The sequence below is a fragment of the Amphritea atlantica genome (assembly GCF_018860855.1).
GTDB lineage: Bacteria > Pseudomonadota > Gammaproteobacteria > Pseudomonadales > Balneatricaceae > Amphritea > Amphritea atlantica_A.
Genome location: NZ_JAHKQE010000012.1, coordinates 1 through 19,146 on the forward strand (window position 1 = coordinate 1; position 19,146 = coordinate 19,146).

The 19,146-nt window shown below is 49.5% G+C and carries 17 protein-coding genes and 1 tRNA gene; 11 read left to right on the top strand and 7 right to left on the bottom strand.

Features of this window, described 5'->3' with window-relative positions; genetic code table 11:
• From KO512_RS04380 to KO512_RS04390, 3 genes are all read left to right on the top strand, one after another.
• Positions 1-180, top strand: a 180-nt coding sequence (locus KO512_RS04380) for a hypothetical protein (RefSeq protein WP_215951129.1), incomplete at its 5' end; no start/stop codon positions are given.
• On the top strand, positions 177-353 hold the full coding sequence (locus KO512_RS04385; RefSeq protein WP_215951130.1) for a hypothetical protein: 177 nt from the start codon (positions 177-179) through the stop codon (positions 351-353). The genes KO512_RS04380 and KO512_RS04385, both read left to right, overlap by 4 nt.
• 8 nt (positions 354-361) lie before the next feature.
• On the top strand, positions 362-502 hold the full coding sequence (locus KO512_RS04390; RefSeq protein WP_215951131.1) for a hypothetical protein: 141 nt from the start codon (positions 362-364) through the stop codon (positions 500-502).
• A gap of 16 nt (positions 503-518) precedes the next feature.
• On the opposite strand, the gene KO512_RS04395 is transcribed toward KO512_RS04390, so the two are convergent.
• Complete coding sequence (locus KO512_RS04395) at positions 519-2,126, bottom strand: NAD(P)/FAD-dependent oxidoreductase (RefSeq protein ID WP_215951132.1); 1,608 nt, start codon at positions 2,124-2,126, stop codon at positions 519-521.
• Between the two features lie 316 nt (positions 2,127-2,442).
• Here KO512_RS04395 and KO512_RS04400 point away from each other — a divergent pair, with 316 nt between their 5' ends.
• The 5 genes from KO512_RS04400 to KO512_RS04420 all read left to right on the top strand — a co-directional run bounded on the left by KO512_RS04400 (position 2,443) and on the right by KO512_RS04420 (position 10,507).
• Positions 2,443-6,420, top strand: coding sequence for a CHASE domain-containing protein (locus KO512_RS04400; protein WP_215951133.1), 3,978 nt, complete (start codon positions 2,443-2,445; stop codon positions 6,418-6,420).
• A 132-nt stretch (positions 6,421-6,552) separates the two neighbouring features.
• Positions 6,553-7,521, top strand: coding sequence for a diguanylate cyclase (locus KO512_RS04405; RefSeq protein ID WP_215951134.1), 969 nt, complete (start codon positions 6,553-6,555; stop codon positions 7,519-7,521).
• A complete protein-coding gene (locus KO512_RS04410) occupies positions 7,514-9,703 on the top strand; it encodes a two-component system response regulator (protein ID WP_215951135.1) in 2,190 nt (729 codons plus the stop codon). The genes KO512_RS04405 and KO512_RS04410 overlap by 8 nt, the downstream gene beginning before the upstream one ends.
• A gap of 3 nt (positions 9,704-9,706) precedes the next feature.
• Positions 9,707-9,916, top strand: coding sequence for a hypothetical protein (locus KO512_RS04415; protein ID WP_215951136.1), 210 nt, complete (start codon positions 9,707-9,709; stop codon positions 9,914-9,916).
• Positions 9,917-10,507, top strand: a complete 591-nt coding sequence (locus tag KO512_RS04420; RefSeq protein ID WP_215951137.1) for a dimethylsulfonioproprionate lyase family protein — start codon at positions 9,917-9,919, stop codon at positions 10,505-10,507.
• Positions 10,508-10,520: 13 nt separating this feature from the next.
• On the opposite strand, the gene KO512_RS04425 is transcribed toward KO512_RS04420, so the two are convergent.
• The 6 genes from KO512_RS04425 to KO512_RS04450 all read right to left on the bottom strand — a co-directional run bounded on the left by KO512_RS04425 (position 10,521) and on the right by KO512_RS04450 (position 16,724).
• Positions 10,521-11,459 (bottom strand): LysR family transcriptional regulator, encoded by a 939-nt coding sequence (locus tag KO512_RS04425; protein ID WP_215951138.1) that lies wholly within the window; start codon positions 11,457-11,459, stop codon positions 10,521-10,523.
• Positions 11,460-11,696: 237 nt separating this feature from the next.
• Entirely contained in the window at positions 11,697-12,452 is a 756-nt protein-coding gene (locus KO512_RS04430) for a hypothetical protein (protein ID WP_215951139.1), read from the bottom strand.
• Positions 12,453-13,007: 555 nt separating this feature from the next.
• Positions 13,008-13,083: transfer RNA gene (locus KO512_RS04435), tRNA-Phe, on the bottom strand.
• Positions 13,084-13,200: 117 nt separating this feature from the next.
• The gene (locus KO512_RS04440; RefSeq protein ID WP_126157021.1) at positions 13,201-13,473 is read right to left on the bottom strand and encodes an oxidative damage protection protein; all 273 of its coding nucleotides are present in this window, start codon (positions 13,471-13,473) and stop codon (positions 13,201-13,203) included.
• Between the two features lie 45 nt (positions 13,474-13,518).
• Positions 13,519-14,571: an A/G-specific adenine glycosylase gene (gene mutY / locus KO512_RS04445; protein WP_215951140.1), complete on the bottom strand. Its 1,053-nt coding sequence runs from the start codon at positions 14,569-14,571 to the stop codon at positions 13,519-13,521.
• The gene (locus KO512_RS04450; protein WP_215951141.1) at positions 14,571-16,724 is read right to left on the bottom strand and encodes an AsmA family protein; all 2,154 of its coding nucleotides are present in this window, start codon (positions 16,722-16,724) and stop codon (positions 14,571-14,573) included. Before KO512_RS04450 ends, mutY begins: the two co-directional genes overlap by 1 nt.
• A gap of 293 nt (positions 16,725-17,017) precedes the next feature.
• Here KO512_RS04450 and hisB point away from each other — a divergent pair, with 293 nt between their 5' ends.
• Genes hisB through hisF form a run of 3 tightly spaced genes read left to right on the top strand, consistent with a single transcriptional unit; the run spans position 17,018 to position 19,074 of the window.
• Positions 17,018-17,611, top strand: coding sequence for an imidazoleglycerol-phosphate dehydratase HisB (hisB, locus tag KO512_RS04455; protein ID WP_215951142.1), 594 nt, complete (start codon positions 17,018-17,020; stop codon positions 17,609-17,611).
• Entirely contained in the window at positions 17,612-18,259 is a 648-nt protein-coding gene (gene hisH / locus KO512_RS04460) for an imidazole glycerol phosphate synthase subunit HisH (RefSeq protein ID WP_215951143.1), read from the top strand.
• A 41-nt stretch (positions 18,260-18,300) separates the two neighbouring features.
• Positions 18,301-19,074 (top strand): imidazole glycerol phosphate synthase subunit HisF, encoded by a 774-nt coding sequence (gene hisF, locus KO512_RS04465; RefSeq protein WP_215951144.1) that lies wholly within the window; start codon positions 18,301-18,303, stop codon positions 19,072-19,074.
• Positions 19,075-19,146: the final 72 nt, after the last annotated feature.

The window sequence follows — 19,146 nt, forward strand, 5'->3', positions numbered from 1 at the left end:
GGTGTTGGCGTTGTCTTCGGCGGCGATGGCTGCTCGGGTGTGTTGGTGGGTTTATACCTCACTCGTAGGGTGCTTGGTGAGCTTTGCGAACCGCACCATCGACATCAGCGCCAGCTGCATTATTGTCAATGGCACCAGCGATGCGATGTATTCTTCATTGTCACCAACGGTGCTTGGTGAGCTTTGCGAACCGCACCATCGACATCAGCGCCAGCTGCATTATTGTCATTGGCATCAACGATGCGATTCATTCTTCATCGGCACCCTATGGGGAGTCCGCTGAAGATGTGGGCGTTGTCTCCGGCGGTTATGGCTGCTCGAGTGTGTTGGTGGGGTTTATACCTCACCCGTAGGGTGCTTGGTGAGCTTTGCGAACCGCACCATCAACATCAGCGCCAGCTGCATTATTGGCATCAGCGATGCGATTCATTCTTCATTGTCACCAGCGGTGCGATTTATTCTTCATCAGCACCCTACGGGAAATCCGCTGATGGGTATGTAGCGGCTAGTTACCGTTCTTAGCTTTGCTGCTCATTTATGCTCAATGCGATCGCTTCGGCGATTTTAATACCGTCGATGGCTGCCGACATGATGCCGCCGGCATAACCTGCGCCTTCACCGGCTGGGTATAAGCCGCGGGTGTTAATGCTTTGCATATCGTGGCCACGTTTAATCGAAATCGGTGAGGACGTGCGGGTTTCGACGCCGGTGAGCAGGGCGTCATCTTTGGCGAAGCCTTTGATCTGTTTATTAAACTCGGGGATCGCTTCGCGAAGTGCTGCAATACAGAAATCCGGCAGGGCTTTAGATAGATCGGTTAGTTTTATGCCGGGCTTAAATGAGGGTTGAACGTCGCCAAGCTCTTCTGAGGATTTGCCTTTTAGGAAATCGCCCACTTTTTGTGCCGGAGCGTCGTAGTTTTCGCCGCCCATCAGGTAAGCGTTGCTTTCCAGTTGCCGCTGAAAATCGACACCCGCTAAAGGGTTGCCGGGGTAATCCGATGGATCAATACCAACCACAATTGCGCTGTTGGCGTTGCGCTCTTGGCGGGAATATTGGCTCATACCGTTTGTCACGACACGGCCCTCTTCTGATGAGGCTGCCACTACGGTGCCGCCTGGGCACATGCAGAAGCTATACACCGAACGACCACTCTTACAGTGATGTACCAATTTGTAATCCGCCGCACCGAGAATAGGGTGGCCGGCGTTTTTACCGAAACGGGCGCGATCGATCAGTGATTGTTCGTGTTCGATACGAAAACCCACCGAGAACGGCTTGGCTTCCATATAGACGCCTTTATCAAACAGCATCTGGAAGGTATCACGAGCACTATGGCCGATCGCTAGGGCGACATGTTTTGAATGAATGGTTTCGCCGCTAGATAGGGTGACGCCGGTTACTTGGCCGTCTTCGATATGCAGATCATCAACCCGGGCGCTGAAGCGGATCTCGCCGCCCATCTCAATAATTTTGGCGCGCATTTTTTCCACCATCGATACCAATCGAAAAGTACCGATATGGGGCTTACTGACATACATGATCTCTTCTGGGGCTCCGGCTTCAACGAACTCGGTCAGCACTTTGCGGCCATACTGTTTGGGGTCTTTAATCTGGGTCGATAGCTTGCCATCGGAAAAGGTACCCGCTCCGCCCTCACCAAACTGAACGTTGGATTCCGGGTTGAGCTTTTTTTGTCGCCAGAAACCAAAGGTGTCTTTGGTACGGTCGCGTACGGCTTTACCTCGTTCGATAATGAGTGGTTTATAACCCATTTGAGCCAATACCAACCCGATTAGCAGGCCACAGGGACCAAAGCCGATCACCAGTGGGCGTTCCTGCAAATCGGTAGGCGCTTGAGCCACAAACTTGTATTCCATATCCGGCGTTAGGCGGATTGATTGATTACCCGCGTGTTTTTCCAGTAAGGCGTCATTGATGGTGGTGTCGATATCGAGGGTATAGATCAGAAAGATAGTGTTCTTTTTACGTGCATCGTAGCCACGCCGGCGGATCTCAACGGTGGTTAGTTGGTCAGCGGTAATATCGAGGGTGGTTAAAATCGCATCGGTAAGGGCCTGCTCATCATGATCAAGGGGCAGTTTAATATTTGAAACACGTATCATTTGATAAAAATCCGGAGTTAAGAGCAGCGCCAACAGCTCAGTGGTTACTTAGTTATAGTAAAGGAGGCATTTTACTGTATTTTGGAAAGTGATGCCGAACAGTTTACTGGCTTGAATCACTGCTTAAAGAAGTGCTTAATTTTGATCATTAAGCTGACATCGCTCGAGTTTATGGATAACTTGTTAATGTGTTCTAGTCTTAAAATGGTATATGTATTGACTCGACCTTTTAATCTCAGCGAATAGGTTAGGTATCGAGCGTTTTTATCGTGAAATCGAAGGTTAGGGCCTAGTGTCCATTTAGGAGTCATCGTCTATGCCAACAGCCTCGCCAGCCAAATCGCGCATCAGTATCCGCCAGCTTTTAGAGCATCGTCCTACCATCGCTTGGGTTATCCTCTTTGTCTCTTTGTTATTAACCGCGGCGGCTTGGTATATCTCGGATAGTGCCGTAAAGCAGCGTGCCGGTGAACGGTTTTCGTTTCAGGCGCAGGATGTGCGTAAAGCGATGGAGCAGCGAATGGCCGAATATGCGATGGCGCTGCGCAGTGGTAGCGGACTATTTAATGTTGCTAATGATTTGGACCGCGGTGACTGGAAAGCCTTTACCGAGACGCTTGATTTACAGGAACACTTCCCCGGTATTCAGGGGTTAGGTTACTCGGTTATGGTGACGCCGGAAGATCTTAACGCACATCAGAAAGCGATTCGTAGTGAGGGTTTTCAAAACTACAGCATCAAACCACCAGGCCCAAGAGACCTCTATAGTGCGATTGTTTATCTTGAGCCGTTTGATTGGCGTAATCAGCGGGCGTTTGGTTTTGATATGTACTCGGAACCCACCCGTCGACAGGCTATGAATATCGCCCGAGATACGGGTAAGCCGGCGGTGTCTGGTCGGGTAACGCTGGTGCAGGAGACAGAGACCGATACGCAATACGGTTTTGTGATGTATTACCCGCTGTATCGTAGCGGAGAACCCGTGGAGACGCTGGCACAGCGGCGAAAAGCCATCTTCGGTTATGTTTTTAGTCCTTTTCGGATGGGCGATTTTATGCGTGGACTCTTAAGGGCCGATCAGGATTATATCGACTTTGAGATCTACGATGGTTCAAAAGCCTCTGCTGGAAATATCCTCTATAACAATCGGGCGGATATAGCGCCTAAATACGGGGCCAAAGAACATGCCCCCGAGTTTGATGGCCTGTATGTACTGGATATGGGCGGTCATAATTGGAGTCTTTATCTCTATAGCCAGCCAGGTTATCTCACGGGGGCTGAAGCGAGTCAGCCGATCATTGTTGCGATCTGCGGTTTGGTGGTTGATTTATTGCTGTTTTGGATTGTCGCCAACCTGTCTTTCTCGCAAAAAGCCGCTCAGCGTTTAGCTCGGGAGATGACCGATGAGCTAAGTGTCAGTGAGGAACGGCACCGTTTGTTATTCAGCAATGCGGGAGTGGCCATGCTGTTAAGTGATCCGGCGGATGGCAGTATCTTCGATGCCAACTTAGCGGCATTGGAGTTTTACGGTTATGACATCGCTGCCTTTAAGCGGATGACCTTAGATAGTCTGATTTCGACGAAAAAACTGTTGCCCAGCAATCAGGAAAAACTGATTCGTCTGACCCACGTCTTGGCAAATGGCGAAGAACGTATTGTTGAGCTGCGTAACGGCAAGATCGAGATGGCACATCGGACCTTAATTCTCTCGATTATCATCGATGTTACCCGACGCCAGCAGGCGGAAGAGGCCCTCAAAGCGAGTGAGCGGCGTTATCACGAAGTCTTTGAACTAGCGCCGGTACCGATGATGCTGCTCGAACGCGCCAGCGGTCAGTTTTTGATGATCAACCATGCGGCGGAAGTTCACTATGGCTATAACCGTGATGAATTCACAAACATGATGCTGAAGGATGTGGCGGTAGATGGCTGCACCTTACTCTCATTAACCGCTACGGACCAATCTCAGGAATCGGTGCATCGCAAAAAAGATGGCAGTGAGATTCGTGTCGAGCTTACCGCTCGGCCGATTATCTATCAGGATCAAGAGGTGATTATTGTCGCGGTAGTTGATGTGACTGAGCGGGCGAAAGCGTCTGAAATTCTTGAGCAAGCACGGCAACAAGCGGAGGCTGTCAGCCAAGCGAAAAGCGAATTTGTGGCGAATATGAGCCACGAGATCCGTACACCCATGAACGCCATTGTGGGCCTGAGTCAGTTGCTGACAGAGTTTGATCTACCCGATACGGCGCGTGATTACATTATGCGCATGTTTAATGCGTCTCGAGCACTGCTTAGTTTGCTTAATGATATTCTTGATTATTCAAAAATGGATGCCGATCGACTGGAGCTGGAGCATACGGAATTCATGCTGGAGGAGGTGGTCACCCGTTCAATCGACCTGTTTGCTATTGATGCCCATGAAAAGGGTTTACGCCTCTATCTCGATCTGCCGGCTTACCTGCCTGCACGAGTGATCGGTGACCCACTGCGGCTGGGGCAGGTATTAAATAATCTGATTGGTAATGCGGTGAAATTTACCGCGCACGGTGAGATCGTACTCACGGTTGATGCCGTCAGTGAAGCTGACCACATCCGGCTTAACTTCCGTGTTAGTGATACTGGCCCTGGCATGCCGGAAGATCAGATTCACTTATTATTCGACTCCTTTTCGCAGCTGGATGCGTCAACTACGCGCAAATATGGCGGCACCGGGTTGGGGTTGGCGATCTGTCGTTCGTTAGCGGAGTTGATGGGCGGCAGTATTGAGGCGAGCAGTGATTTTGGCAAGGGCAGTGAATTTCGTTTTAGTGCCATCGTTGGCCGAGTGCCCGAGAGTGAAAGTTTACTTGAGGGAGAATTGAGGGGCGTGACGGTGTTGATGGTTGATGCTCAGCCTACCGGTCAGCGTATCACCTGCAATCTACTCAGCTCACTGGGGGCGAACGTGACGGTTGTCAGCAGCGAAGCCGAGGGGCTTGATTCACCTGAGCTACTGCAAGCTGATCTGATTATGTTTGATAGTAGTAGTCGAAGTCATTGGCCCGCGTTGTCTGCTGAGCTTGAGCAGCGCGGCAGGGCACGGCATGTGTTGCTAATGATTAATTCAGATGAGAGCGCGGCGGAATTAATCGGCAATACTTCACAGCCGGATGCGGTGATCATCAAGCCGGTTACTCCCCGAAGGCTTTATAACGGAGTACTCCGTAGCTTAGGGCGGGGACCTAAACCGCTGGCTGTTAGTCATGTCGATCAGGGGCAAACGCTGAAGGGTAAAAAAATTCTATTGGTGGAGGATCAAGAAACTAACCAGCTAGTGGGTAGCGCCATGCTGAAAAAATTAGGGGTGACCGTTGATCTGGCAAGTGATGGGCTGCAAGCGTTGGATCGCTTAGCAACAGAGCAATATGACTTGGTGTTGATGGATTTGCAGATGCCAAATCTCGATGGCCTAGCGGCGACCAAACGTTATCGCGCTTCGGAACCTGATGGACAGCACCTACCTATTATTGCGATGACCGCCGCTATTCTCGATGAGGATAAAGCCGCCTCAGCTAAGGCGGGTATGGATGGTTATATCACCAAGCCGATTGAACTAATGCAGCTTTCCTCCACGCTGCAACGCCATATCAAAACGCCTGAAGCGGTCGCTTCGGACCCCGTCTCGACTGCAGAGATTCCGCAGGACTGTAGCCAAACGGAGCAACTTTGGATCGATTTTGACAAACTGCAGCAGCGCCTTGGCAATGATCAAGCCTCGCTGCAGGGGTTGTTGCGGGCGTTCAATGATGATCTACGTAAGCTGGATGGCCAATTGCTACCGGCGGTTGTCGCTGGCACTTCGCTTAGTCTGCTGCGGCAAACACTGCACTCGCTAAAAGGGATCGCAGCTAATGTTAGCGCTCTCCCTCTGGAGCAGGAAGCGGCTGCGCTAGAGCTGCAGATAGTAGATCTGAACCACTTTGATGCCGCATCATTGGAGCAGTTACAGCAGGTAATTAGCTGCACCCTTGAATGTTTACAGCCCTATTTGAAACAGCCAGAAGCGAATAATAGTGACGAGCTTAGCGAGGACGATGCGGCCGAGCTGGAGTTGTTATTACAGCAAATGGCCGACCTAGTCGACCGGCACCGGTTAGTCCCCGCAGAATTGATCGCTAAACTGGACGGCTATAAACAGTTTAATAGTAATCACTGGTTGCAGGGTTTGATTCGAGCGATTGATGGTTTTGATTATCCGAATGCGCAGCAGATAATTGAGACCCATTGGAAGCGAAAAAAGGACGTTGAATAGAAGACTAGAAGCTAAGGCGAAAAGCGCGGAAAATCATGTGCTTTGTAAACGGCCACTGGGCTGCTAAAGTGGTTGTTGCACGTAAAGAACAGTCCTAACTTCATGGTACGCGTACGGGTAGAGTAGAATTATATGGTTAAATCGTTTATTCAGGCAGGGTATCAACAGCAAAACCAGCCTGATTCGCCGGCTAGGGTGCTCGTTGTTGATGATGAGCTGACAAACCTGCGGTTGATGGGCGATCTGTTAAACCCTCACTATGAAGTATTGATTGCTCGAAGTGTCGCTGAGGCGAGAGAGGTGTTGAGCGCACAGATTCCCGACCTTCTCCTGTTGGATGTGATGATGCCAGAGGTGGATGGCTTCAGTTTTTGTCGTGAGCTTAAAGAGAACGACGAGACCCGTGATCTACCGGTTATCTTTGTTACCGCTTTGCATGAAGAGATCGATGAATTGAAAGGGTTTCAGATAGGCGCTGTGGATTTTATCCATAAACCCATCTCTTCTCCTATACTACTAGCAAGAGTGCGGACTCACTTAGAGCTTAAGCGTCGCACCGATATGTTGGAACAGCGCACGCTCATTGACGCCCTTACTGGGGTTGGTAATCGGCGTGCTTATGATCTTATTTTGGCGGCAGAATGGCGGCGTTTGCAGCGTAAAGACAGTTGTTTGTCCATGTTGGTCGTGGATATTGATCAGTTTAAGTTATACAACGATTTTTTCGGTCACCGACAAGGTGATGAGTGTTTGCAGAAATTGGCTGCTTCTTTGAGTAAATGTATCAACCGAGCATCTGATCAATTAACGCGCTACGGCGGTGAGGAGTTTGTTTTTTTGCTCCCACATACCCCGCTAAAGGGTGCTGTGGCGGTGGCTGAAAAGTTAATGGCTGATATTCGGGCATTAAACCTTCCTCAGTCCCCTGATGCCGACCATAACCAAGTGACGGTTAGTGTGGGTGTTGCCTGCCTGCAGCCAAATAACCAACACCCCCCTGAAACGCTGTTTCTGTTAGCAGATAAGCAATTATATGAAGCCAAAGGCTCTGGTCGTGACCGAGTCTGCTTTAGCGAAGAACCACGGAGTTTTGATGAATAGGACGTTATCAACCGCAAGACCACTGTTATTGATGGTTGATGATGTTCCAAGCAATATTCACGTGTTGGCGCAATCGCTGCAAGCTGACTTCGATATTATGATTGCTACCGATGGCCCATCAGCTCTCGCCTTGATTCATAAAGAGCGGCCAGATCTTATCTTACTCGATGTGATGATGCCCGGTATGGATGGTTATGAGGTTTGTAAGCAATTGCAGCGAGATAGCGCAACCAGTCATATTCCCATTATTTTTGTCACCGCGAAAAGTGAAGTCACTGCCGAAGAGTACGGTTTTAAGCTGGGGGCGGTGGATTATATTACAAAACCCTTCACCGTCTCGCTCGTAAGGGCTCGGGTGAATACCCATTTGAAACTGAAAAGCCTGATAAGACAGTTAGAAGAGGCTAATCAGCGGTTGCATTACAAGCTATGCCTATTAGAGAAACAGCACACCCAGATGCTCAATTATTCGACTGAGCTGGAAGAGGTGCGTGAGCGTCAGAAGCTATTCTCTCAAGTGTTTGAAAGTACCAACGATGGAGTGATGATTACCGATCCTAAGGGTAATATCATCGCCGTAAACGGTGCTTTTACTCGGTTTTCCGGTTACTCCGAAGAGGAGGTATTGGGGCAGCCTCCACGAATACTCAGGTCAGAGCGCCATGATGAATGCTTTTATCGCGAGATGTGGCAATCCATCAAAAGTACAGGCCACTGGACAGGTGAGGTTTGGAATAAAAACAAGAGCGGTGAACTGTATCTCGAATTGTTGACCATCAGTGCGGTCCATGATGAGAATGAGACAATTAAATGTTATATCGGTGTGTTTAGCGATATCACTCAGTTGCGTGAAGTCCAGCAACGGATGGATTTTCTGACGTGGCACGACCCATTAACCTCACTCCCTAATCGACTTTTGCTGACTGATCGTCTATCTCAACTGTTGGGTAATACCTGCCGGCAAGAGGGCTTTGGAGCACTCTTGGTTTTTGGGCTACAGGGGTTTAGTAATCTCTGTGTGACTCGAGGTTCGGCCTTGGGTGATAAAGTTCTGGCTGATCTGTCACAAGTGCTGATCGGTTCTCTAGCGGATGGTGATTCCCTCGCTCGACTGGAGGGAGATCAGTTTGCGATGTTGTTGTCCCAAGTGCATGAGCGTTCTGAGCAGGCTAGTGACGCCGCACACCAACATGCAGATGGTATTCGGGCGCTGGTTGCTCAGTTTTCAGGGACCATCGAAAGTGATCTGTTTCAATTACGGGCCGCCGTGGGCGCTGCGATCTATCCGGATAGCTCGGAAGAGGCGGTTTCTTCAGTGATCAGTCGCGCTGAAACCGCTTACTTTCGGGCGAAAAACACCGGCAGTGATGGAGCGGTGGTCTTCTTTGAAACCCATATGGGCGAACGTATTGAACAGCGTCTTACCGATGAGCACCGTTTACGCTTAGGTATTCAGCAGGGGCAGCTGCGTGTTTATCTGCAATCACAGGTTTATTCCGACGGTCAGGTGCATGGTGCAGAAGCATTAGTGCGTTGGGAACATCCCGAAGAGGGTTTAATTAGCCCCGCAGCTTTTATTCCACTCGCGGAGGGATCTGATCTGATTGTTCAGATCGATCGCTGGATGATTGATCAAGTCACTGCTCTATTAGGTCCATTGCGAAAGAGTCATCCCAAACTCAAATTGTCGGTCAATGTCAGTTCCCGATGTTTTCAGTGTGATGACTTTGTTGGTTACACGGAGCAATGCCTACAGCGATACAACGTGGCACCTAGTCAGCTCGTGATCGAAGTGACCGAAAGCACGATGCTGGATAATATTGATCGGGTGGTTGGCAAGATGATTGCGCTAGCCGACTCCGGCGTTAGCTTTTCCATCGACGATTTCGGCACAGGTTATTCCAGCCTCTACTATCTTAAAAGCTTGCCTTTAACCGAGCTTAAGATAGATCAGAGTTTTATCCGAGATATGCTCAATGATCCGAACGATGCTGAGCTGGTTAACGTGATTATGCAGATCGCTTCTCGTTTTAAACTGAGCGTGGTGGCCGAAGGGGTTGAGACAAAAGAGCAAGCCGATTATCTACGCGAGAATGGTCAGCCATTGATGCAGGGGTATCTATTTTCGATACCAGAGCCGGCAGCTCAGTGGCTTAAGCGGATTGAACCTAGGAAAGGATAAACATTGAAAAAGTTTGAATTACATCTTGATGCGTTGATCGTCATTGTCTTACTGTTTGTTTTATCCTTAGGGGTGAATTTCGTTCTTTATAAACTTTATTCCAGTGAAGCCAAAGCCAATGTGAAAATGCAGGTTCAGAGTCAGGTGGATCAGCTCAACTTGGCATCGATGGAAGCCTACATCAAAAAAATTGAGAGGGTTGAGAATAAATAGGTGCACGATTCAGACGACGTTATAGAGGCGCTGCATTATTTTCGTACTCAGTTGCGGCAGTTGTTAACCACCACTGGTCTGTCTGATCAGGGGATCAAGGTGGCTGAGGATATTCAGCAGCGATTGATGGTGCAAGGGGTTCCATCTCGACCCGCATCATCGGCTCGTTTGTGTGCTTTGCGCGATGAGCTGATCGCAACGATTCCTCAAGTGCCGCCGGCTTTCGGTTCATTAGTTGATGCTTGCTTTACGCTTGTTGACCATCTGTTCTGGTTTCAGCGTTCGGCACCGCATCGGCCTGATTTTATGGCGGGTCATGTTAATGCCGAGATTATCGGTCCTCGGGGGCTAGAAGTGCGTGATGATATAACGATCGGGATAAGCTTGATGCGCCCCGGTCTAATCTATCCGGACCATCACCACCTGCCTGAAGAGATTTATATTGTTTTGAGTAAAGGTCTTTGGCGTCAAAATGATCATCCTTGGTGGTCACCCGGTATCGGGGGCTATGTCTACAACCCATCCCATATCGTTCATTCAATGCGCGCTGTCGACACACCCCTATTGGCACTCTGGTGTTTGAAGCATTAATCGACTGTTTGGCTTAACGGTTGGCCGTTAGCTCGGTATCTAACGCGGGCTGATCCAGTGTGCGGCATAAGTTAATGATCTGCTCGCGTAACCATTGATGCGCCTTAGAGTGATGGGTCATTTTGTTCCAGTACAGGTAGAGTTCAAAATGACAGTCAAAGGGTGGTTTCTTAATCGACATTGAGCCGCCAATCAACTGTGCTAAGCGTTCCGGTAGTGTCATCACTAAATCCGTATTAGCGATGACCGGGATGAAATTGGCGATGCTTGGCAGCCCCAGTGCGATATTTAAATTGACGCCCTGTAGTTCTGGAACGCTTAGATACAACGGTTTCCAACCACCTTCATAGCGAACCTCTACATGCTTCGCCGCTAAATAATCGGTCCGCTTAAGTTGTTGTTTGGCCAGCGAGTGTTCTGCCGACATTAGACAAACATAACGATCATTAAATAGTTTCCGTTGATAGAGTGCCTCGTAATTCCCAACCACTGGGGAGAGCAGTAGATCACACTGGCCGCGTTGCAGTTGCTGGTGGCCATTCACTTGGGATTGAATAAAGGTCATGCGAATATTTGGGGCTAGAGTGTTTAACCGCTGAACCAGCGCGGGCACGATCACCTGAAGTTCATATTGGTTGCAGGAGAGGGTGACATCCAGCTTGGCATCGGCCGGATCAAAGTCCTCCGGCTGGAGTAATTCGGCCATCCCCCTGAGCAAACTGTCGACTTCCGGCATGATCTGATGACAACGGTGGGTTGGTGCTACGCTGCGGCCCGAGCGTACAAACAGTGGATCTTGCAGCGTGACACGCAGTTGATCGAGGGTGTAGCTTACGGTTGGTTGGTTTTGCCTCAGCTCAATGGCGGCGGCCGTTAGCGATCCCAAATCATAGATCAGCTTTAAGGTTTTGAGGCTTTTGAAACTTAGCGCACTGTAATCAATATTTTCCATAATAGGTATCAAGTTTATCGACTAAATCAATACTATTGATAACGCTATAGCTCGGTCAACAATAGATCTAAAAGGTAAGCAACACAGCACAGCGAAACCTGGCTGTACCGAGTAAGTTGATAACTTTTACATCGTGTTCTCTGTGGTCACGAATCCAACAACAATTCCAACAATAATTCACCACAGAGAACCTAGAGATAAAACACTTAACGAAAGAACGAGTCCTTTGTTAGTTTTTTAATCGTGTGCAAATCTGGCATTCAGCCCGTAATAGCGACGAATGGACTTCTCATATTCGGGATCGCTGAACATTTCTGCTGAGAATAGCGGACTGTCTTCAATTTTTTGAGTACTTAAATTAACGGTAATGGAGCGGTCAGCCCAATTGATTGCTTCTATGGATTCATGGCTGATCAGTACTTTTCGGCCACCGGGAAGCCAGTTGTTGGTATCGATAACGATATAGGGAATCGTCCAGTTGTCATCATCAACAATGAAGTCGTCAATATGACCAAATTTGGTATCGCTGGATTGAATCCCGTACCCTTTGACCGCCTCTGCTGAGCGTAAATGCCGGTCTTCCGGTTTAAGGTTTGTGGCATCTTCAAGGACGTTGTCATCGACTAAAGGGGTTGGCCGCGGATAGGTTCCCCACAAACCATCGCCCGTCCAGTAGAAACCATAGCCGTAGTATTTAAACAGTTCCGATTCATATTGATGGGATATAGGTTGATGATCGTCGAGCGAAGGGCTGTTCTCAACCTCTTCCCGGGTTAGGTTGACGGGAAATCGATTCTGCTCCCAATCAGGCTCGCCCACTGAGATTGGGCTAATCAGCACCTTGCGTGCACCGGGTAGCCATTTGTTGGTGTCCGCCACGAGGTAGCGTATAACCCAGCACTGATCTTCAAAGAGAAAATCTTGGCACTGGCCTATCTCTTCATCGGTGCCCTGTAATTGAAACCCCGATATATCATTTAAACTTCGTAACATGGTCATAACTCCTTTTAATTTAACCGTTTGCAGAAATTTAGAAGCGGTAGCAGGCGCGTATCAAAGCCTTGTTCGTTCATTCTGAACGAGCATTCGACCAAGGGGCATCCAAGATGCTTTTCGTTCCAAAAGAGCAGTGCTTGAATTGCGGTCTACAGTTCCGCTCGAATAGTCTATCTATAAAATACACCTTTACGGCCGTTCTTGCTGTGTTGTAGGTAGTATTAAACGCCTTCGGTGAAGATTTACAGTAGAGGGTACCGAGGGCAGAGAGGTAGAGTTAGAGCCTGAAAGGTTTGATAAAAGCGCTGCGATAGTCCAGACGCAAAAAAGCCCCACTATGAAGTCAGGCTTTTTCAACTAAATAAATGGTGCCCGGACTCGGAGCGATGGCCGAAGGCCATAACAACATCGCCGCTTTTAGGCGATGGCCCGAAGGGAGAGGAGCGTAGCGACGAATAATCGAACCAGGTTCGTGTTCCGAGCTGCGGTAGCCCAGACATAAAAAAGCCCCGCTTCTCTTAACGAGATGAACGAGGCTGATTTATTCTTGAATGGTGCCCGGACTCGGAATCGAACCAAGGACACGAGGATTTTCAATCCTCTGCTCTACCGACTGAGCTATCCGGGCAAACAAGAGGTGCGTATTAAACTGATTTCAGGTCGCGCTGTCAATCATATTGCGGCATTAAATCGGTTATTTTTGCTGTTTCTATCTCTTTGTTTATTTTATGTACTGATGTTGTGCTTATTTCGACGGTGGAACATAGCCTTCGGCTTTTTCGTAGTCGTCGCCATCCATAAATTTCTGCATCTCTTGCTGAAGAAACTCACGGGTCGATGGGTCCATTAGGCTGAGGTGTTTTTCGTTGATCAGCATGGTCTGGTGGTTGGTCCACTCGGTCCAAGCTTTTTTCGATACGGTATCGAAGATCAACTGGCCCTTGGCACCCGGATAAGGGGGCTTATCGAGTCCTTCCAGTTCCTCTTTGTATTTGCGGCACATTACGGTGCGGGTCATGGTGTTCTCCAAGGTTAGTCTGATCGTTTGCTTTGAGACCGGTATTTAGCTCGTTTTTAGTTTACCCAGTAGCTTTTTTACTGGGGCGGCCAGACCGATCTTCTGTGGCTGGCGTAAGTTATACCAGAGAGTGGCGGGCTGTTCCATGACACTGTTTGTAAGGTCTTTATCCCGCAGCTCAATGTGCACTGGGGTGATATCGAGATGGAAATGGCTGAAGGTGTGACGTACAGGCGATAGGGCTGAGGCGCTGTCAGCATCGAGAGGCAGGCCCGTTTCCTGTTCGGCATCACGTAGGTCAGATGTTTCCGGAAGGCTCCATAGACCGCCCCAGATGCCGCTAGGGGGACGTTGGCGGAGCAATATCTGTCCCTCTTCATTCTGAATCAACAACATCATGGTCTGTTTAACGGGAATGGCTTTTTTCGGCTTAGAGATAGGCAGCTGGTTCTCGCGCCCCTGCTGATGGGCCTGACAGCCGGTTACCAGAGGACAGAGTAAGCAGGCTGGTTTGCTGCGCGTACAGAGGGTCGCGCCCATATCCATCATCGCTTGGGTGTAATCAGCAACTCGCTGATGGGGAGTGTTGTGCTCGGCAAACTGCCACAGTTGCTTCATGTTTTCGGTGGTACCGGGCCAGCCTTCAATGGCGTAATAACGGGCCAATACTCGTTTGACGTTGCCATCGAGAATCGCGGCTCGCTTGCCGGTAGAGATCGATAGAATTGCCCCAGCGGTGGAGCGGCCAATACCGGGTAGCTGCTCCAGCGCATCGACGCTGTCAGGAAATTGACCACCAAAATCATGACTGACGATCTTAGCGGTTTTATGTAGGTTGCGGGCGCGGGCATAGTAGCCAAGGCCGGTCCAGAGGTGCAGCACTTCATCTTGCTCTGCTGCCGCAAGATTCTCCACCGTGGGAAACTGCTCTCGAAAACGCTCGAAATAGGGGATCACCGTGCTAACCTGAGTCTGTTGTAACATGATCTCAGATAGCCAAGTGAAATAGGCTGTTTTGTTAGCCTGCCAAGGCAGGTCATGACGGCCGTGCTGATCAAACCAATCGAGCACGGCGGTGGAAAACTGATCGGTGGTCATTAGCTTCCAAACAGTCCTTTCAGTAACTTTTTAGCGCCTTCGACTTTGCTGTCTCCATCGTCGCCGCCGAGTTTTTCCATCAACTTGCTTTCGAGTTCCTTCTTCGCTTTTTGTTTCAGCAGGTCTTTTAGCACACTCGTATCGGGGCGACACAGTTGTGCCGGTGGCGTATCGAAGCTTCCTTTACAGTTAACGGGCCACTCAACTCCTTCGAGGCTGTTATTCACCGAGCAGGTTTTCTTAAACAGGTTTTCTTCAATGGTCAGCCCAAGGCGGTAATCCATATCCTGAGCGGGTAGGCTGACGTTACCTTTGCCTCGTAGGGTAATGGCATCCAGCTTGGTAATCAGATCCTGATTGCTGATTACGCCGTTAGTGAATTTGAAGTTGCTGCTAAGGTCGGCAAAGGGTGTGGAACGATCAACCTGATCGGTGTCAATACCGAGAGAGCCAACATTGTTAAACCCTTGGCAGATTGTCTGGGCAATATCGATCCCTTTGACGGCGCCATCCGGCATGGTGACTTTCGCGTAACCGTTCAGGCTGTTGATGATGGAGTACACCGATTCACCCTGGGCGGTAACCTTGCTCTGGGTGTTGAAAGTACCGGTTAGGCGATCAACCTCGGCCATATCCATCAGTAGGTCGCCGATCTGGATATTGCTGATATTTTCAGTGATGGTCAGCTTGGTGGGTGACTTGCGGGCATCGATGATCGCTGAGTTACGCAATGTTCCGCTATACATATCCGCATTGAGCTTGCTGATGTTCACCAAACCACCGTGGGCGCTGGTAGCCAGCTGTAGGTTAGTCAGGGTAAGGTTATTGATCAGCAGTTTTTGCAGCCCCAAATCAACATCCATATTTAGCCCTTGGAGCAGCTCAACGGGAATAATAGCTTCTTTAGAATAGCCAGTAGATTTAGTTTTCGTCTCCGAAGAGGCTTGGGCAGGCTGCTCTGATGCGGGTGGCAGATAGCGGTCGGCATTGAGTTCATCACCCGTTAGGTTAAAGGCGATTGAACCGGTAGCCAGATTCATTGCGAAGCTGCCATTGAAGTTGGTGTCATCCAATTTCAGGCTCATCTTATTCAGCCCGAGGGTGTTGGCGGCACCGCCGAGTTGAGCATTGAAGCTGATTGCCTTGAGTACATCGGAATCGGTGGTTTCGATTGCCGGTTGGCCCAGTGCTGCTAGTAACTCTTGCAGGCTAAATTGGGCAACATTGAGATTGCCGCTGATAACGGGTTTGCTAAAACTAGCAACCGAAACATCGCCGTTGGCAACTAGGTTAGCTGCGCTCAGGCTCATGCCTTTCAGCGTGGCGGTTTCGTTGGCCAAGTTAGCTTCGATGTCGCTATTCAGTTTTACCTGTACTGTTTTGTCATTGAAGGGCACACCACTGAGGCCTAAGGTGCTCTCTAGTCCCTTGATATTGTATTGCTGGTTAGCTAAATCGAGGAAAAATTCAGCAGTTAGGGCTGCGTCGACGGTTAGCTGTTTTTGATCTGCTTGATATTGTTCCGCTTGAAAGCTTAGTTCAGCGGGGAAGTAGGCACCGGTAGTGACTTTGCCCGAGGTCATGGTGAAGTTTTTCAATAGCACTTTGCTGCCGGTGGTCGTATCGGTATAGCTGATATTACCGTTGGTGATCGCGATGCTTTCGATATCCAGCGCAATGGCGGCGCCGTCACTGGCTTCGGCTTCGGCGGCTTCGGCGGCTACGGGTGTTTCCGTGGAGGCCTCACCAGAGGCGGGTTGCGCTGCGCTAGCGAGGGCCCAGTTGCTACCCTGTTTGCTTTGTTCAAGGTTTAGCGTCAGGCCATCCAACAAAATGCTACTCATTTTTACATTGCCGGAAAGCAGTGCAGGGAGTTCAACCGAGACCTGTGCTTGATTAAGCTCAGCCAGTTGAGGTTTGCCGGGATAGTTCACCTTAATCTGGTTGATTTCGATGCCGAGCCATGGGAAGACTGACCAGCCTAGATCGCCATTGATCTGTAACTGAACACCGCCTTTTTCAAGGGCTAGCTTTTGGATTTCAGGTTTGTATTCGTTGGGATCAAAGAACATCCCCAGTAGGACTCCGCCGGCAACCACTACGATGAGTAGTAGAGCAATCAGGCCACCAAAAATCTTTAACAGCGTTTTCATGTCTTCTCCTTGGATCATGCATCGGTAACAGATATATCAATACAGCAGATCTGTTAGTAAAACATGCCATTTGTGTCACATGTTTTTGTAAAGTTAATTATTAACAGCATAGTAGCAGATCGATTTTACAGACCCTAGATTAACCGTAAATGAAAACAGTAAGTTGGTCAGGGCTTTTTACGCGGCTAATCGCCCTGAATGCTACGCATTAAGGTGTTATTGGTTGTATAATGGCGGCTTATTTTTACGAATGTTTTTACAAACAGTTCTGTTAACTCATCGCGGAGAAGATCATGGCCGAACGGAAAGCCACCGTCACCCGTAATACCCTGGAAACCCAGATTACTGTTTCTGTGAATCTGGATGGCAGCGGTAAGCTGAATGCTGACACCGGCGTCCCTTTTCTTGAGCACATGCTTGATCAAATTGCTCGTCATGGCCTGATTGATTTGGACATTGTTGCCAAGGGCGACAATCACATCGATGATCACCATACGGTCGAAGATATCGGTATCACGCTTGGCCAAGCTTTTGCGCAGGCGGTTGGGGATAAAAAAGGTATTTTGCGTTATGGCCATGCCTATTGCCCACTGGATGAAGCGTTGTCCCGTGTGGTGATCGACTTTTCCGGTCGTCCAGGGCTGGATATGAATGTTGAATTTACCCGTGGCAATATTGGCCGATTTGATACTCAGCTGTTTTGGGAGTTTTTCCAAGGATTTGTTAATCATGCCGGCGTGACGCTGCATATCGACAACCTGAAAGGCTTTAATGCTCACCACCAAGCCGAGACTATCTTTAAAGCTTTCGGTCGGGCGGTGCGGGGCGCGTTGACGATTGATCAACGGGCTGCAGATCAGATGCCATCGACTAAAGGGTCGCTGTAAATGAGTAGTGTGGCAGTCATTGATTACGGTATGGGCAACCTGCACTCGGTTGCTAAAGCGTTAGAACATGTAATGCCCGATGTTGAGGTGTTGGTCACCGCCGATCCTGAACAGGTGCGTAATGCCGACCGGGTATTGTTGCCGGGTGTGGGTGCGATTCGCGACTGTATGGCTGAAATTCGCCGCTTGGGCGTTGATCGTGAAGTTGCCGAAGCGATCAGTTCGGGCAAGCCTTTCTTGGGTATCTGTGTTGGCTATCAGGCTTTAATGCAGCGCTCTGAAGAGAATGGTGGCGTTGATTGTCTTGGGCATTTCGACGGCACCGTGCGCTTCTTTGGCGATGACCTTAAAGAGACCGATGGCGAGCGCCTTAAAGTGCCACACATGGGTTGGAACGAGGTGCATCAGCGCTTCGATCACCCTCTCTGGCACGGCATTGATGATGCTAGCCGGTTCTACTTTGTCCACAGCTATTATGTTGATGCGGTGGATAAATCGCTGGTAGCGGCCGGTTGTCACTACGGTGTCGATATCGATGTGGCCATTGCCCGAGATAATGTTTTTGCTACACAGTTTCACCCCGAGAAGAGTCATACGGTGGGGCTGCAGTTGCTGAAAAACTTCCTTAATTGGGATGGCAAACGTTAATCTGTTTAATAGTTGTATATGAGTTCTTATAGGTAAAAATCATGGCACTGGCAAAACGTATTATCCCCTGTCTGGATGTAGAGAACGGCCGCGTTGTAAAAGGGGTTCAGTTTGTCGATATCCGCGATGCCGGTGATCCGGTGGAAGTGGCCAAGCGTTACGACGAACAGGGTGCCGATGAGATCACCTTCCTAGATATTACCGCGACCCATGAGGGGCGGGATACCATGGTGCATACGGTTGAACGGATGGCCTCTCAGGTGTTTATTCCGCTGACGGTGGGCGGCGGTATTCGTACCGTTGAAGATATTCGCACCATGCTCAATGCTGGCGCGGATAAGGTGTCTATCAACAGTGCGGCGGTTTTTAATCCTGACTTTGTTCGCGAAGCGGCCGATAAGTTTGGCTCTCAGTGTATTGTGGTGGCTATCGATGCCAAAAAAGTCTCTCAGCCAGGTGAAACCGATCGTTGGGAAATTTTCACCCATGGTGGACGTAAGCCAACCGGACTGGATGCGGTTGAGTGGGCGAAAAAGATGGTGCAGTTAGGTGCCGGTGAAATTTTGCTGACCTCAATGGATCAAGACGGGGTGAAAAACGGCTATGATCTAGGCGTTACTCGGGCGATCAGTGAGGCGGTGAATGTGCCGGTGATTGCGTCAGGCGGCGTAGGTAATCTGGATCATTTAGTGGCGGGCTGTATTGAAGGTAAGGCGGATGCGGTATTGGCGGCGTCTATCTTCCACTTTAATGAATACAGTATTCCCGAAGCGAAGCAGTATATGAAAGAACGGGGTATTGAAGTGCGGCTATAAGTAGTTCGCCTCTCCGTTTGAGCCGGCACTTGCTACCGGCTTTATGAATCCGCTATCAGTCTCTGATAGCGG

Coding starts and splice junctions, on each gene's coding strand:
- KO512_RS04395 (WP_215951132.1), bottom strand. CDS start 2,126: ATGATACGTGTTTCAAATATTAAACTGCCCCTTGATCATGATGAGCAG.
- KO512_RS04400 (WP_215951133.1), top strand. CDS start 2,443: ATGCCAACAGCCTCGCCAGCCAAATCGCGCATCAGTATCCGCCAGCTT.
- KO512_RS04405 (WP_215951134.1), top strand. CDS start 6,553: ATGGTTAAATCGTTTATTCAGGCAGGGTATCAACAGCAAAACCAGCCT.
- KO512_RS04410 (WP_215951135.1), top strand. CDS start 7,514: ATGAATAGGACGTTATCAACCGCAAGACCACTGTTATTGATGGTTGAT.
- KO512_RS04425 (WP_215951138.1), bottom strand. CDS start 11,459: ATGGAAAATATTGATTACAGTGCGCTAAGTTTCAAAAGCCTCAAAACC.
- KO512_RS04430 (WP_215951139.1), bottom strand. CDS start 12,452: ATGTTACGAAGTTTAAATGATATATCGGGGTTTCAATTACAGGGCACC.
- KO512_RS04440 (WP_126157021.1), bottom strand. CDS start 13,473: ATGACCCGCACCGTAATGTGCCGCAAATACAAAGAGGAACTGGAAGGA.
- mutY (WP_215951140.1), bottom strand. CDS start 14,571: ATGACCACCGATCAGTTTTCCACCGCCGTGCTCGATTGGTTTGATCAG.
- KO512_RS04450 (WP_215951141.1), bottom strand. CDS start 16,724: ATGAAAACGCTGTTAAAGATTTTTGGTGGCCTGATTGCTCTACTACTC.
- hisB (WP_215951142.1), top strand. CDS start 17,018: ATGGCCGAACGGAAAGCCACCGTCACCCGTAATACCCTGGAAACCCAG.
- hisH (WP_215951143.1), top strand. CDS start 17,612: ATGAGTAGTGTGGCAGTCATTGATTACGGTATGGGCAACCTGCACTCG.
- hisF (WP_215951144.1), top strand. CDS start 18,301: ATGGCACTGGCAAAACGTATTATCCCCTGTCTGGATGTAGAGAACGGC.